Source organism: Rosenbergiella sp. YN46 (assembly GCF_036620675.1).
GTDB lineage: Bacteria > Pseudomonadota > Gammaproteobacteria > Enterobacterales > Enterobacteriaceae > Jejubacter.
The window spans coordinates 54,644-68,210 of sequence record NZ_JAZHEE010000022.1; the positions used below are offsets into that span (position 1 = coordinate 54,644).

Consider the following 13,567-nt stretch of genomic DNA (forward strand, 5'->3'; position numbering starts at 1 on the left):
GGCACTGGTCGCCCGGTTTTGTTATCTGCGATCGCTGCGTTTCCAGCGCCGCAGCAGACGGCTGCGCATACCGGTATCAAAGCGCCAGATATGATCGAAGATCTTCAGTATTCCTGGTTTGCCGTGAGCTGACATGGCGATGGCGTGAAAGCACTGCTGCTGGCGGCGCTGTAGCGACTTCACCTTACGAATCACCTCATCCGGCAGGCGCTGGGCGATAAAATCAGAAATAACCACCGCGTCAGCATCGTACCATTCGCCATCCTGCATTTTTTCGATGACCGATCGCAGGCAGCCAGCCAGATCTGTGCCGCCGCGAAAGCGCTGGCTCAGAAAGCGAATCGCCTGTTCAATACCGTCATCGGCGCTCAGTTCATAGCGCACCACCGTGCTTGAGAACAGCATAATAAAGCAGCGCCGGTTATCCGCCAGAGCGATACGCATCAGCGCCAGACAGAGCGCCTTGGCGCAGCGTTCATTAAAGCCGCCCATTGAGCCGGAGGTATCGACGCAGACGATAAACGGGCCGCGCGGCTGCTCGTCAAAATCCTGATGGATAACCGGGCGCTCGCTGATTTTTTCCTGCCAGGCATCTCCCTGTAGCCGGTAGGTGATGAGCTGTTTTTCCGCCAGCCGTCGATAAAAATCGTACTCCAGCTCGCTGATTCCCAGCGTTGCCAGCTCCGGTGGCAATAGCCGCAGAATATCGTCGCTGTGATGCAGCCCTTCCACCTGCTCAGGCACTGAAGCGGGTACGCATACCTGCTGACGCCAGATTTCGGTGGGGGCATCCGGTTTGGGGATCGACCGCGCCTCCCGCGATCGGCCCAGCTGCTCCGCCAGGGCCTGCAATTCGGGTTGATGCTGCAGGAAGTCGCCGTATCTCACGATCATCTGATAGTCGCCACGGCGCAGGCGCCCGGCACTCATATCCCACAGGCGACCAGCGGCATTATCGCTGGCCACCAGCACCGGTTCTAACTGACCACTCAACGCCAGACGTTGCTGAATTTCCGCCAGAAGCTGCTCGCGTTCTTCCTCCAGCAGCTTCTGGCTTAGAGTGGTGGCCTGGACTATCAGGCTCAGGCGCCAGCGCTGCAGAAACAGGGTATGGAGCGCTGGGGTAAAGCGGGGATTATCTGCCGCCATCTGCTGGGCCTGGGCGGTAAAGGGCGATGCGACCTCCGACAGCAGGGCCAATGTCGTGGGCAACTGGATGATAAAGTCCGGGGTATCCAGCTGCTGACAGGACTGATAGTGCAGTACTTCCCGGGCCAGCTGTGGCGGTACCCGGGTTTCGTGCAGCCGCATCCTGAGTTTTTCCCGCCAGCGTGGCACATCCCGGGAGACGGCGTTTTTCAGGCGCGGAAATTTTTTAAAGAAACTTTCCAGTTGAGGGGCGGCCAGCAGCATCACGATAACGCCTTCTATCAGCTCTCCTTCGCTGATGGCGAGGATGGAATCCAGCGCCGCCAGACTCAGCATTGGCGCGCCTGTTTTATCTGGGCAGCGACTTCCTCCAGGCTGGCTTCGATGGATCCTAACCACTCCCGTGAGATGAACAGGCACCTCTGCTGCTCATTAAACTCGTGGTACTGCTGACGCCAGGTATTTTCCAGCTCATCAAGCTGTTCGATAATCGATTCCGGAACTTCCGGCTGCCGGGTACCCGGCAGCGCCAGGAAGGTTTCCTGAAGGCTGATGTCGCGGATCACCAGATGGCGGTTGCCGTCAACTTCCATATTCAGCGGCTGGGCGAAGCCAATGCCGTTCAGTTTGCCGCGAATTTCGCCGCCTTTCTGCAGCCAGGTGCTTAAGGCGCTGCGGGCGATTTCAACGTGAATTACCTCCATATCATGGAGTCGCAGCGGTTTTTGCAGTAGCAGAGTGAGGTTAGCATCCTGCAGGTTCTCCGGCAGGCTGTAGCTGTGGCGGCGATTGAACATACCGCTCTGTCGTTCGACCTTCAGCGCGTCCTTATCGCTCTGGTGCTGTTGCAGACGCAACAGCTGTTGCCTGATGGCACCAAGACGGGATAGCATCGCCTGTTGCTGCCAGGCGCTCCCGGTCATCAATAACTCCACCTCTTTATTGAGCTGATGCAGGCTGTTGATATCGTGCCACAGGCAGTCTTTTAGCAGGATAAGATCGATGGGGGCTACCGCGTCTCGACCGCTAAAGAAGGCGCTGGCCTGAAGTAATCGCAGTGCCTTTTTCCAGCGACGATCGGAGATGCCCGTTGCCTGAGTCTGCGTTTCCAGGCGCTCGCGCAACTGGAATATCAGTTCGAATACGTGATCTGGCAGGGGAATGCGGGCTATCTCCTGCTGCCAGCGCTCATATTCTTCATCGCTGACCTGAAGTCCTGGCGCCACCGGATTCTCTTTTTCATCATGCTGGCTGGTCAGCATGGCGCGGAAGTTTCCCTTATCCTGTACCCGCTCCAGATTCAGGCGGATCAACATACGATCGTAGAGCGCTTCCAGGCTGTTGTCCGCTTCTGGCAGTTCGTTGGACGCCGCAACCAGAAGGCGCATGGGGATCTTCTCTTCCCGGGTGCCGTTGCGGAAGCGACGCTCGTTAATGGCGGTCAGCAGCGTATTCAGAATGGCGGGGCCGGCCTTCCAGATTTCGTCCAGAAAGACGATTTCCGCTTCTGGCAGGTAGCCGTTGGTCAATCGTTCATAGCGCCCTTCGTCTTTCAGAGCCTGAATCGACAGGGGGCCGAAAACTTCTTCCGGCGTGGAAAAGCGGGTCATCAGATATTCGAACGCCCGGGCGTTGCTGAAGGCGAATTTAAGACGCCTTGCTATCAGGCTTTTAGCGATGCCCGGCGGGCCAAGAAGAAAAACGCTTTCGCCGCTCAGGGCCGCCAGCAAACAAAGGCGGACGGCGTGGCTGCGTTCATAAAGCCCGCTTTCCAGCGCCTGGCTGAGCCGTGAAATTCGTTCTGCTAAAAGTGGGGGCTGGGCCATAATAGACATCTGTATCCTTACCCGTAATAAAGGGCGAGTATAGCTGTTTCGAACAATTCGCGATAATAGCCTGAAGTGCGGTGCAATTTTCCTTAAACAGGCACTATCAGGCCAGATTCGGGGTACGATTTTTTCCATAATCGTGCATACTGTGCGCTTTTTGTGAACCAGAACCAGGAATATTCCTCTCTTTTCGCGGTGGTAGCGCGGCGGGAAGGTTAGTTTCCTGACTAAAGATGACGCTATGAGCTCTGATAATAAGCAAGCATTGCCGGCCATCACGCTGGCGGCGATAGGCGTGGTATATGGCGATATCGGTACCAGTCCGCTCTATACGCTACGCGAATGTCTGTCCGGTCAGTTTGGATTTGGCGTTGAACGCGACGCTGTCTTTGGCTTTCTCTCTCTTATTTTTTGGCTACTGGTCTTTGTGGTCTCCATTAAATATCTGACCTTCGTGATGCGGGCCGATAACGCTGGCGAGGGGGGCATCCTGACGTTGATGTCTCTGGCCGGGCGTAACACCTCGGCAAAAGTCACTTCGGTTCTGGTGATTATGGGGCTGATAGGCGGCAGCTTTTTCTATGGCGAAGTGGTGATTACCCCGGCCATTTCGGTGATGTCGGCGATAGAAGGGCTGGAGATCGCCGCGCCGGCGCTCGATCCGTACATTGTGCCGCTTTCAATACTGGTGCTGACGCTGCTGTTTGTTATCCAGAAACACGGTACCGGCATGGTGGGTAAGCTGTTTGCGCCCATTATGATGACCTGGTTTATTGTTCTGGCGGTGTTGGGCGTGCGCAGCATTCTGGCGTTCCCCCAGGTATTGCAGGCGCTGAACCCAATGTGGGCCGCGCACTTTTTTATCGAATATAAGACTATTTCATTCGTGGCGCTCGGCGCGGTGGTGCTGGCGATTACCGGCGTGGAGGCGCTGTATGCCGATATGGGTCACTTCGGCAAGCTGCCTATTCGCATCGCCTGGTTTGCCGTGGTGCTGCCGTCGCTGGTGCTGAATTATTTCGGCCAGGGAGCGCTGCTGCTGCGTAATCCGGAAGCCATCAAGAACCCCTTCTTTTTACTGGCGCCGGACTGGGCGCTAATTCCGCTGCTGATTCTGGCGACCCTGGCGACGGTGATTGCCTCCCAGGCGGTTATTTCCGGCGTTTTCTCACTGACTCGTCAGGCGGTTCGTCTGGGGTATCTGTCGCCCATGCGCATCATCCACACCTCGGAGCGGGAGTCCGGGCAGATCTACATTCCATTTATTAACTGGCTGCTTTATACCTCGGTGGTACTGGTCATCATCAGCTTTGAGCACTCCAGTAATCTGGCGGCGGCCTATGGGATTGCGGTAACGGCAACGATGGTGTTGACCTCGATTCTTTCCTGTACCGTAGCGCGTAAAAACTGGCACTGGAATAAATTTCTGGTGCTGCTGATTGGTCTGGCCTTTCTGTGTGTCGATGTTCCGCTGTTTTCCGCCAATGTGCAGAAGATCTTCTCGGGCGGTTGGCTGCCGCTGGCGCTGGGGCTTATCATGTTTATTGTGATGACCACCTGGAAGAGCGAACGCTTTCGCCTGCTGCGTCGGATGCACGAACATGGCAATTCTCTGGAAGCGCTGATCGCCTCGCTGGAAAAATCTCCGCCGGTGCGGGTTTCCGGTACCGCGGTTTATATGTCCCGGGCGCTGAACGTTATTCCTTTCGCGCTGTTGCATAACCTGAAGCACAATAAAGTGCTGCACGAACGGGTCATTCTGCTGACGCTGCGTACCGAAGACGCGCCTTATGTGCACAACGTGAAGCGCGTAGCCATCGAACAGCTGTCGCCGACCTTCTGGCGCGTAGTGGCCAGTTATGGCTGGCGTGAAACACCCAACGTTGAAGAGGTGTTCCATCGCTGTGGCCTGGAAGGGCTAAGCTGTCGGATGATGGAAACTTCGTTCTTTATGTCCCATGAATCGCTGATTATCGGTAAGCGCCCCTGGTACCTGAAACTGCGCGGTAGGCTGTTCCTGCTGCTGCAACGTAATGCGCTGCGGGCGCCCGATCAGTTCGAAATTCCGCCTAATCGGGTGATTGAGCTCGGTACCCAGGTGGAAATTTAATCTTGCTTAAGGCTCCTTATTAATAAGGGGCCTTTTGTTTATATAGCTGAATCGATACAAAAAATTCCTTTTTCTTCCTCTGTTGCGAAACGTTTCGATAGCGATCACACTTCTGCCATAACCTGATTGTTGCCACGGATGTTGTCTGATTACACTTTCACCAGCGAAACGTTTCGCTCGTGGAGTTAGCAAAATAATGAAAAAAGGCACTGTTCTTAACGCTGAGATCTCCTCAGTCATTTCCCGTCTTGGCCATACCGATACGCTGGTGATTGGCGACGCCGGTCTCCCTATCCCCCAGGGGACTCAGCGCATCGACCTGGCCCTGACGCACGGAATTCCATCTTTTATCCAGGTTCTGGAAAATGTCTGTCAGGAGATGCAGGTGGAAGCCGCTATCCTGGCCGATGAAATAAAAATACATAATCCGGCGCTCCACGATCTATTGCTCGAATTCTTTCTTCAGTTGCAGCAACACCAGGGAAACACCATTGAAATTCGTTACACCCGACATGAGCAGTTTAAACAGCAGACAGCAGCCAGCCGTGCGGTGATTCGCAGCGGGGAGTGTTCCCCGTATGCCAATGTCATACTCTGCGCTGGCGTGACCTTCTGAGGCAGGGATGAACGCACTCTTACAGCTAAAAGGGATCGATAAATCCTTTCCCGGCGTGAAGGCGCTCTCCGGCGCCGCGCTTAATGTCTATCCCGGTCGGGCAATGGCGCTGGTGGGGGAAAACGGCGCCGGTAAATCCACCATGATGAAGGTGTTGACCGGTATCTATACCAAAGATGCCGGTTCGCTGCTGTGGTTGGGCAAAGAGACGACATTTAGCGGCCCGAAAGCCTCCCAGGAGGCGGGCATCGGTATTATTCACCAGGAACTGAATCTGATCCCCGAACTCAGCATTGCCGAAAATATCTTTCTGGGTCGCGAGTTCGTGAACGGCTTTGGTCGTATCCAGTGGGGGAAAATGTATGAAGAGGCGGATAAGCTGCTGAAAAAGCTTAACCTGCGCTTTAACAGCCACCGGCTGGTGGGCGATCTTTCTATCGGCGATCAGCAGATGGTGGAGATTGCTAAAGTCCTGAGTTTTGAATCCCGGGTCATCATTATGGATGAGCCCACCGATGCGCTGACGGATACCGAAACCGAATCGTTGTTCCGCACCATCCGCGAACTGAAGGCCCAGGGGCGCGGTATTGTGTATATCTCCCATCGTATGAAGGAAATCTTCGAAATTTGCGATGACGTCACAGTCTTTCGCGACGGACAGTTTATTGCCGAGCGGGACGTTTCCACGCTGACGGAAGATACCCTGATCGAGATGATGGTCGGTCGTAAGCTTGAAGAGCAATATCCCCATATTGATAAAGCGCCTGGCGAGATCCGGATGCGGGTGGAGCACCTGAGCGGCAAAGATCTGCACGACGTGAACTTTACCCTGCGCAAAGGGGAGATTCTGGGCTTTTCCGGTCTGATGGGGGCCGGACGTACTGAACTGATGAAAACCCTGTATGGCGCGCTGCCGCGCAGCCAGGGGCGCGTCACCCTGGATGGACGGGAAGTTTATGCTCGCTCGCCTCAGGAAGGGCTGGCGAACGGTATTGTTTATATCTCGGAAGATCGTAAACGCGATGGTCTGGTGCTGGGCATGTCGGTAAAGGAGAACATGTCGCTGACGGCGCTGCGCTACTTTAGCTACGCAGGCGGTAGTCTGAAGCATGCCTCTGAAGCGCTGGCGGTGCAGGACTTCATCCGACTGTTTAACGTAAAAACGCCATCCATGGAACAGACCATAGGCCTGCTCTCTGGCGGAAACCAGCAGAAGGTGGCGATTGCCCGCGGTCTGATGACCCGCCCCGACGTTCTGATTCTGGACGAGCCGACCCGCGGCGTGGACGTGGGGGCTAAAAAGGAGATCTACCAGCTTATCAACCAGTTCAAAGCCGAAGGACTGAGCATCATCCTGGTCTCCAGCGAGATGCCGGAAGTGCTGGGCATGAGCGATCGCATTATTGTGATGCATGAAGGCCATATCAGCGGTGAATTCACACGCGAGCAGGCCACTCAGGAAGCGCTGATGGCTGCCGCCGTTGGCAAGCTTAACCGCGTGAATCAGGAGCAATAATTAAAATGACCACCATCCAAAATCGCCGTTGGTTCAGTAAGGCGTGGTTAATGGAACAGAAATCGCTGATCGCACTGCTGGTGCTGATTGCAATCGTTTCGACGCTGAGTCCGAACTTTTTTACGCTCAATAACCTGTTCAATATTCTGCAGCAAACTTCCGTCAACGCCATTATGGCGGTGGGAATGACGCTGGTGATTCTGACTTCGGGCATCGATCTTTCCGTGGGTTCACTGCTGGCGCTGACCGGCGCTGTGGCAGCGTCCATAGTGGGCTTTGAAGTGAATGCGCTGGTTGCCGTGGCCGGTGCGCTGGCGCTTGGCGCCGCCATTGGAGGAGTGACCGGGGTTATCGTCGCTAAGGGGCGGGTACAGGCTTTTATCGCCACCCTGGTGATGATGTTGCTGCTGCGTGGAGTCACCATGGTGTATACCGATGGTAGCCCGGTAAGTACCGGTTTTTCTGATAACGCCGATCTGTTCGGCTGGTTCGGTATTGGACGCCCACTGGGTATCCCTACGCCAGTATGGATTATGGCGGTAGTTTTCCTGGCGGCCTGGTACATGCTGCACCACACCCGCCTGGGGCGCTATATCTACGCGCTGGGCGGTAACGAAGCGGCGACCCGCCTTTCTGGCATCAGCGTCGATAAAATCAAGATTATCGTTTATGCGCTGTGCGGCCTGCTGGCCGCGCTGGCCGGGGTGATTGAAGTGGCGCGTCTCTCTTCTGCTCAGCCGACGGCGGGCACCGGCTATGAGCTGGACGCTATCGCTGCTGTGGTTCTGGGCGGCACCAGCCTTGCCGGCGGCAAGGGGCGTATTGTTGGGACGCTGATCGGCGCTTTAATTCTGGGATTCCTGAATAATGGTTTGAATTTATTAGGCGTTTCTTCCTATTACCAGATGATCGTCAAAGCGGTGGTGATTCTGCTGGCGGTGCTGGTGGATAACAAAAGCAGCAAAGCATAACTCTACAGGACATCTGATATGAACATGAAAAAACTGGCTACCCTGGTTTCTGCCGCGGCGCTTAGCGCTACCCTTAGCGTAAATGCCATGGCGCAAGAGACAATTGCGTTGGTGGTTTCCACCCTGAATAACCCTTTCTTCGTCTCTTTGAAAGATGGCGCGCAAAAAGAGGCAAACAAGCTGGGCTATAAGCTGGTGGTGCTGGACTCCCAGAACAATCCGGCTAAAGAGCTGGCGAATGTGCAGGATCTGACGGTGCGCGGCGCTAAGCTGATGATGATTAACCCAACCGATTCCGACGCCGTGGGGAACGCCGTAAAGATGGCTAACCAGGCGAAAATTCCGGTGATTACGCTGGATCGTCAGGCCTCTAAAGGCGAGGTGGTCAGCCATATCGCGTCTGATAATGTGGCGGGCGGCAAAATGGCCGGCGATTTTATCGCCAGCAAGGTGGGCGAAGGTGCGAAGGTGATTGAACTGCAGGGCATCGCCGGAACTTCTGCGGCGCGCGAGCGCGGCCAGGGCTTCAAACAGGCTGTGACCGCTCATAAGTTTAGCATTCTGGCCAGCCAGCCGGCGGACTTCGATCGCACCAGGGGGCTTAACGTGATGCAGAACCTGCTGACCGCGCACCCGAACGTACAGGCCGTTTTCGCCCAGAATGATGAAATGGCGCTGGGCGCGCTGCGTGCGCTGCAAACCGCCGGTAAGTCTGACGTGCTGGTGGTTGGCTTTGACGGTACCGCTGACGGCATGAAAGCGGTACAGGGCGGAAAACTGGGCGCTACCGTGGCTCAGCAGCCGGAACAGATTGGCATTATTGGCGTACAGACGGCGGATAAAGTGCTGAAAGGCGAGAAAGTGGACGCTAAAATTCCGGTCGAGCTGAAACTGGTTACTAAATAAGTCACTATAAAGAAAAGCAGGGCAAACGCGCCGCCTTTGGGTGGCGCACATAAAATGGATATCCATGATGAAAACCACAGGTCAGCTCGTTGTATTAGGCAGTATCAATGCCGACCACATACTGAATCTCGATCGCTTTCCCATGCCGGGAGAGACGCTAAACGGCAACCACTATCAGGTGGCGTTTGGTGGCAAGGGGGCGAATCAGGCGGTGGCGGCCGGACGCAGCGGGGCGGATATCGCCTTTATCGCTTGTGTGGGCGATGACGATACCGGCGAGCGTATCCGCCAGCAGCTGGCGCAGGATCGTATCGATACCACGCCTGTGGCGGTCATTAAAGGAGAATCCACTGGCGTGGCGCTGATCTTCGTTAACGCCGAAGGCGAGAACTTTATCGGCATTAACGCTGGCGCTAATGGGGCGCTTTCGACTGAACTTGTGGAACAGCATCACGATCGTATTGCCGGGGCGCAGGCGCTGCTGATACAGCTCGAATCGCCGCTGGAAACGGTGCTGGCGGCGGCGCGCATTGCGCATCAAAACCAGACCTTAACCATTCTTAACCCGGCGCCCGCCAGTCCGCTACCGGACGAGCTGCTGGCGCTGGTGGATATCATCACGCCCAACGAAACTGAAGCAGAGATCCTGACCGGTATTCGCGTAACTGACGATGAAAGCGCGGCCCGGGCGGCAACTGCGCTGCATAATAAAAGCATCTCCACGGTACTGATTACCCTGGGCAAACGCGGCGTATGGCTGAGTGAAAACGGCGCCGGTCAGCGAATTCCGGGCTTTAGCGTTAATGCGGTGGATACCATCGCGGCGGGTGATACCTTTAACGGCGCGCTGGTGACTGCGCTGCTGGAGTCCAGAACAATATCGGATGCCGTTCGCTTCGCACATGCGGCGGCGGCAATTGCGGTAACTCGTAAAGGCGCACAGCCTTCCGTCCCCTGGCGCCAGGAAATCGATGCCTTTTTGCAGCAGCAGGGATAATCCGTGGCGACCATGAAAGACGTCGCCCGCCTGGCGGGCGTATCGACATCGACCGTCTCGCATGTCATCAATAACGATCGCTTTGTCAGCGACGCCACCCGGGAACGAGTGGAGTCGGCGATACGGGCGCTGAATTATGCACCTTCCGCACTGGCGCGCAGCCTGAAACTGAATCAGACCCGTACTATCGGCATGCTGCTGACTGCCAGCAGCAATCCCTTCTATTCTGAGCTGGTTCGCGGCGTGGAGCGCAGCTGTTTTGAGCGGGGGTATAGTCTGGTGCTCTGTAATACCGAAGGGGATGAGCAGCGGATGAACCGCAATCTGGAAACGCTGTTGCAAAAGCGGGTTGATGGTCTGCTGCTGCTGTGCACCGAAACGCATCTTCCGGCGCCGGATATTATGACGCGCTATCCCTCTATACCCACCGTGATGATGGACTGGGCGCCTTTCGATGGCGACAGCGACCTGATCCAGGATAATTCGCTGCTGGGGGGGGAGATAGCCACCCGGCACCTGATCGATAAAGGCTATACCCGTATTGCCTGTATTACCGGCCCGCTGGATAAAACGCCTTCCCGCCAACGTCTGGAAGGGTATCGCAACGCCATGCGCACCGCCGGGCTGGGCATTCCTGCGGAGTATGAAATCGTGGCCGATTTTGAATTTAGCGGGGGTTTTACCGCCATGAACCGTCTGCTGGCCCTGGAAACGCCACCTCATGCGGTATTCAGCGGCAATGACGCCATGGCGCTGGGCGCTTATCAGGCGCTGTGGCAGGCCGGAATGACCGTACCCGGAGATGTGGCGGTAGTCGGGTATGACGATATTGAGCTGGTGCGCTATATGACGCCACCCCTGACGACCGTACATCAGGCTAAGGATGAGCTGGGAGAGCTGGCCATCGATGTCTTGATTCACCGGATAGCTCAGCCCTCTTTGGGGCAGCAGCGACTTCAACTTACCCCTGAACTGATAGTGCGCGGCTCAACTTAGCTACGGCGGCGTGCCTTGATCAGATTGCGCCCGTCGTGGGGACGCAGCAGCATAAATATAGTGGCGGCGGCAATAGTGACCGCGCCCATGGTCAGAAAAGTGTAATGAAAGTGCTGTACCGTCGAACTATCGGTAAACCCTTCATAGAAGCGCAGTACCGCCGCGCTGACGGCGACCCCAAGGCTGATAGAGAGCTGTTGGGTAACCGCCAGCACGCTGTTGCCGCTACTGGCATTATCGTCGTTTAAATCGGCAAGTGTAATGGTATTCATGGCGGTGAACTGGGTGGACATTCCCATTCCCAGAATAAACAGCGGAATCAGCAACTGCCACACGGGCATTTGCGCATCCTGGAGCGCGAATTGTCCAATCATCAGACCGATAAAAATGGTCACACCGATCAGCGTACGGCGGTAGCCCAGACGGCGCAGTATCTGGGTGACGGTGGATTTCGCCAGAATGGAGCCAATGGCGATGGGTGCCATCATACAGCCTGCGATAAGCGCGTCATGCCCGAAGCCCACCTGCAACATTAGCGGCATCAGAAACGGAACGCAGCCGGTTCCCAGACGGGAGGCGATATTGCCGGTAATACCGATAGAAAAGGTGCGTACTTTAAACAGCGGTAGCGCGATAAGCGGTGTGGGGTGATATCGGGCATGCAGCACGTAGGCCATCAGCAGCAAAATTCCCCCGGCAACCACCGACAGCGACACCAGGCTTGCTACGACGCGTTCGCCGAACAGTTCCATCCCGCTGGAAATCAGCACCAGGCTCAAGCCAAACAGCAAAAAACCGGCCATGTCGAATCCCCGGTGCGGTGCGGTAAAGTCAGGCATATGGCGGTGGGCGTAAATCAGCCCCAGAATGCCGATAGGAATGTTTATCAAAAATATCCAGTGCCAGCTCGCCCAGGTGACCAGTACACCGCCCAGCATCGGGCCAAGAATGGGGCCGACAAGGCCCGGCATAGTGACAAAGTTTAGCACCGGCAGCAGTTCATTACGTGGGTAAGCCCGCAGTAACGCCAGGCGAGCCACTGGCATCATCATGGCGCCGCCGATCCCCTGGATGACGCGAAAGATAACCAGCTCGGTCAGGGTTCCGGATAGCGCGCAGGCCAGCGAGCCCAGAGTGAAGAGCGTGACCGCCAGCATAAAAATGCGCCGGGTGCCGAAACGATCGGCCAGCCAGCCGCTTACGGGAATCAGCATGGCAACCGTCAGGGTATAGCTAATAATGGCGGACTGCATCGCCAGCGGCGAACGGTCGAGGCTGTGCGCGATCGCGGGCAGAGCGGTATTGAGTATAGTGGCGTCCAGTGCCTGCATAAAGAAAGCCATGGCTGCAATCCACGGCAGCCCGGCCATATTACGACGTTTTTTCATTGAGTTAATGATGTATTCGGTAATGGGGCCTGGAGTAATGCCTGGCAGGCTTGCTCTGCCGCCTGGCTGTCCCCTTTGATAATGGCATTGACGACGGCCTGGTGGAGATCGAGCTTTACCACGCTGTTGTCGGTAATATACGAAAAATAGTTGTAATAGACGGAACGGAACAGATTGGCGAACGAAGAGAGAAACGGGTTGTTGCTCATCGCATAAATTTGCTCGTGGAAGGCCATATCGATATCCACCCAGCGCTGGCGATCGAAGTTTTTTTCCAGTTCATTCATCTGCGCCATCAGCGACTGCAATGCTTCCCGTTGAGAAGCGCTACCGTTGGATGCCGCCAGCGCGCAGGCCTGAGGCTCCAGAGAGTGGCGCATAACCAGAAAAGCATCGATGACGTTGGGGAAGCTTTCCACCTTCATCCACCAGCTCAGCAGCTCTTTATCCAGAAAGTTCCAGTTATTCTGGGGCATAACGCGGGTGCCGATGCGCGGACGCGGCAGCAACATGCCTTTTGCGGTCAGTGTTTTTACGGCTTCCCTTACTGCAGTACGGCTAACGCCGAACTGTTCGCCCAGCTCTATCTCGCCCGGGAGAATGCTGCCTGGCGCATACTCGCCGTTAAAGATTTGCTGCGCCAGCTTTTCGGCCAGCACCCAGGAGAGGTTTTTGCGTGCCGCCTGCTGTTGTGCATTTAAAGACATAGATGCATTCCCTGATCGCTGTTATCGGGACTAGTATGCCATTAGCCATAATTATGCGGTGGCAAAAACAGCAAATATCACACAAATTGCTGATTTTTTGCTCCCCGGGGTGAAAAAATGCGCGCTTGAAAGTTTTTTTGAATTAACCCCTTGCCAGCACGAATTCAGGCCCTATAATGCGCCACCACTGACACGGAACAACGCCTTACGGCATGCCGGGTCAGCAAGGGAAAGGCCTGAAAAATTAGGCTTGACTCTGAAAGAGGAAAGCGTATTATACGCCACCTCGCGATGTGAGGCTCAACGCCCCGTCGCAACTGCTCTTTAACAATTTATCAGACAATCTGTGTGGGCACTCGAAAGCACTGATATCCTGAACGTC

The 13,567-nt window shown here is 55.7% G+C and carries 11 protein-coding genes; 7 read left to right on the plus strand and 4 right to left on the minus strand.

Annotation, left to right across the window (positions count from 1 at the left end):
• Positions 1-21: 21 nt before the first annotated feature.
• Together viaA and ravA are read right to left on the minus strand one after the other, a co-directional pair.
• On the minus strand, positions 22-1,485 hold the full coding sequence (gene viaA / locus V3W49_RS15320) for an ATPase RavA stimulator ViaA (protein ID WP_500146647.1): 1,464 nt from the start codon (positions 1,483-1,485) through the stop codon (positions 22-24).
• A complete protein-coding gene (gene ravA, locus V3W49_RS15325; RefSeq protein ID WP_500146661.1) occupies positions 1,479-2,975 on the minus strand; it encodes an ATPase RavA in 1,497 nt (498 codons plus the stop codon). The genes viaA and ravA overlap by 7 nt, the downstream gene beginning before the upstream one ends.
• 244 nt (positions 2,976-3,219) lie before the next feature.
• Between ravA and kup the strand changes: the two genes are divergently transcribed.
• From kup to rbsR, 7 genes are all read left to right on the plus strand, one after another.
• Complete coding sequence (kup, locus tag V3W49_RS15330) at positions 3,220-5,088, plus strand: low affinity potassium transporter Kup (protein ID WP_500146648.1); 1,869 nt, start codon at positions 3,220-3,222, stop codon at positions 5,086-5,088.
• Positions 5,089-5,284: 196 nt separating this feature from the next.
• Positions 5,285-5,704, plus strand: coding sequence for a D-ribose pyranase (rbsD, locus tag V3W49_RS15335; RefSeq protein WP_500146650.1), 420 nt, complete (start codon positions 5,285-5,287; stop codon positions 5,702-5,704).
• A gap of 7 nt (positions 5,705-5,711) precedes the next feature.
• Entirely contained in the window at positions 5,712-7,220 is a 1,509-nt protein-coding gene (rbsA, locus tag V3W49_RS15340; protein WP_500146651.1) for a ribose ABC transporter ATP-binding protein RbsA, read from the plus strand.
• A 5-nt stretch (positions 7,221-7,225) separates the two neighbouring features.
• A complete protein-coding gene (gene rbsC / locus V3W49_RS15345) occupies positions 7,226-8,191 on the plus strand; it encodes a ribose ABC transporter permease (protein ID WP_500146652.1) in 966 nt (321 codons plus the stop codon).
• Between the two features lie 18 nt (positions 8,192-8,209).
• A complete protein-coding gene (gene rbsB / locus V3W49_RS15350) occupies positions 8,210-9,097 on the plus strand; it encodes a ribose ABC transporter substrate-binding protein RbsB (protein WP_500146653.1) in 888 nt (295 codons plus the stop codon).
• A gap of 67 nt (positions 9,098-9,164) precedes the next feature.
• The gene (rbsK, locus tag V3W49_RS15355; RefSeq protein ID WP_500146662.1) at positions 9,165-10,094 is read left to right on the plus strand and encodes a ribokinase; all 930 of its coding nucleotides are present in this window, start codon (positions 9,165-9,167) and stop codon (positions 10,092-10,094) included.
• A gap of 3 nt (positions 10,095-10,097) precedes the next feature.
• Positions 10,098-11,090, plus strand: coding sequence for a ribose operon transcriptional repressor RbsR (rbsR, locus tag V3W49_RS15360; protein ID WP_500146654.1), 993 nt, complete (start codon positions 10,098-10,100; stop codon positions 11,088-11,090).
• Here the strand turns inward: rbsR and mdtD are convergent.
• Both mdtD and V3W49_RS15370 read right to left on the minus strand, forming a co-directional pair.
• Positions 11,087-12,478: a multidrug transporter subunit MdtD gene (mdtD, locus tag V3W49_RS15365; protein ID WP_500146655.1), complete on the minus strand. Its 1,392-nt coding sequence runs from the start codon at positions 12,476-12,478 to the stop codon at positions 11,087-11,089. The two genes, rbsR and mdtD, sit on opposite strands and share 4 nt — an antisense overlap.
• Positions 12,475-13,185 carry a FadR/GntR family transcriptional regulator gene (locus V3W49_RS15370; protein WP_500146657.1) on the minus strand — a complete coding sequence of 237 codons (711 nt, stop codon included), beginning with the start codon at positions 13,183-13,185 and terminating at the stop codon, positions 12,475-12,477. Before V3W49_RS15370 ends, mdtD begins: the two co-directional genes overlap by 4 nt.
• Positions 13,186-13,567 lie beyond the last annotated feature (382 nt).

Bases quoted from the DNA above. Each gene is read 5' to 3' on its own strand.
- viaA (WP_500146647.1), bottom strand. From the start codon at position 1,485: ATGCTGAGTCTGGCGGCGCTGGATTCCATCCTCGCCATCAGCGAAGGA.
- rbsK (WP_500146662.1), top strand. From the start codon at position 9,165: ATGAAAACCACAGGTCAGCTCGTTGTATTAGGCAGTATCAATGCCGAC.
- mdtD (WP_500146655.1), bottom strand. From the start codon at position 12,478: ATGAAAAAACGTCGTAATATGGCCGGGCTGCCGTGGATTGCAGCCATG.
- rbsD (WP_500146650.1), top strand. From the start codon at position 5,285: ATGAAAAAAGGCACTGTTCTTAACGCTGAGATCTCCTCAGTCATTTCC.
- V3W49_RS15370 (WP_500146657.1), bottom strand. From the start codon at position 13,185: ATGTCTTTAAATGCACAACAGCAGGCGGCACGCAAAAACCTCTCCTGG.
- rbsA (WP_500146651.1), top strand. From the start codon at position 5,712: ATGAACGCACTCTTACAGCTAAAAGGGATCGATAAATCCTTTCCCGGC.
- kup (WP_500146648.1), top strand. From the start codon at position 3,220: ATGAGCTCTGATAATAAGCAAGCATTGCCGGCCATCACGCTGGCGGCG.
- rbsC (WP_500146652.1), top strand. From the start codon at position 7,226: ATGACCACCATCCAAAATCGCCGTTGGTTCAGTAAGGCGTGGTTAATG.
- rbsB (WP_500146653.1), top strand. From the start codon at position 8,210: ATGAACATGAAAAAACTGGCTACCCTGGTTTCTGCCGCGGCGCTTAGC.
- ravA (WP_500146661.1), bottom strand. From the start codon at position 2,975: ATGGCCCAGCCCCCACTTTTAGCAGAACGAATTTCACGGCTCAGCCAG.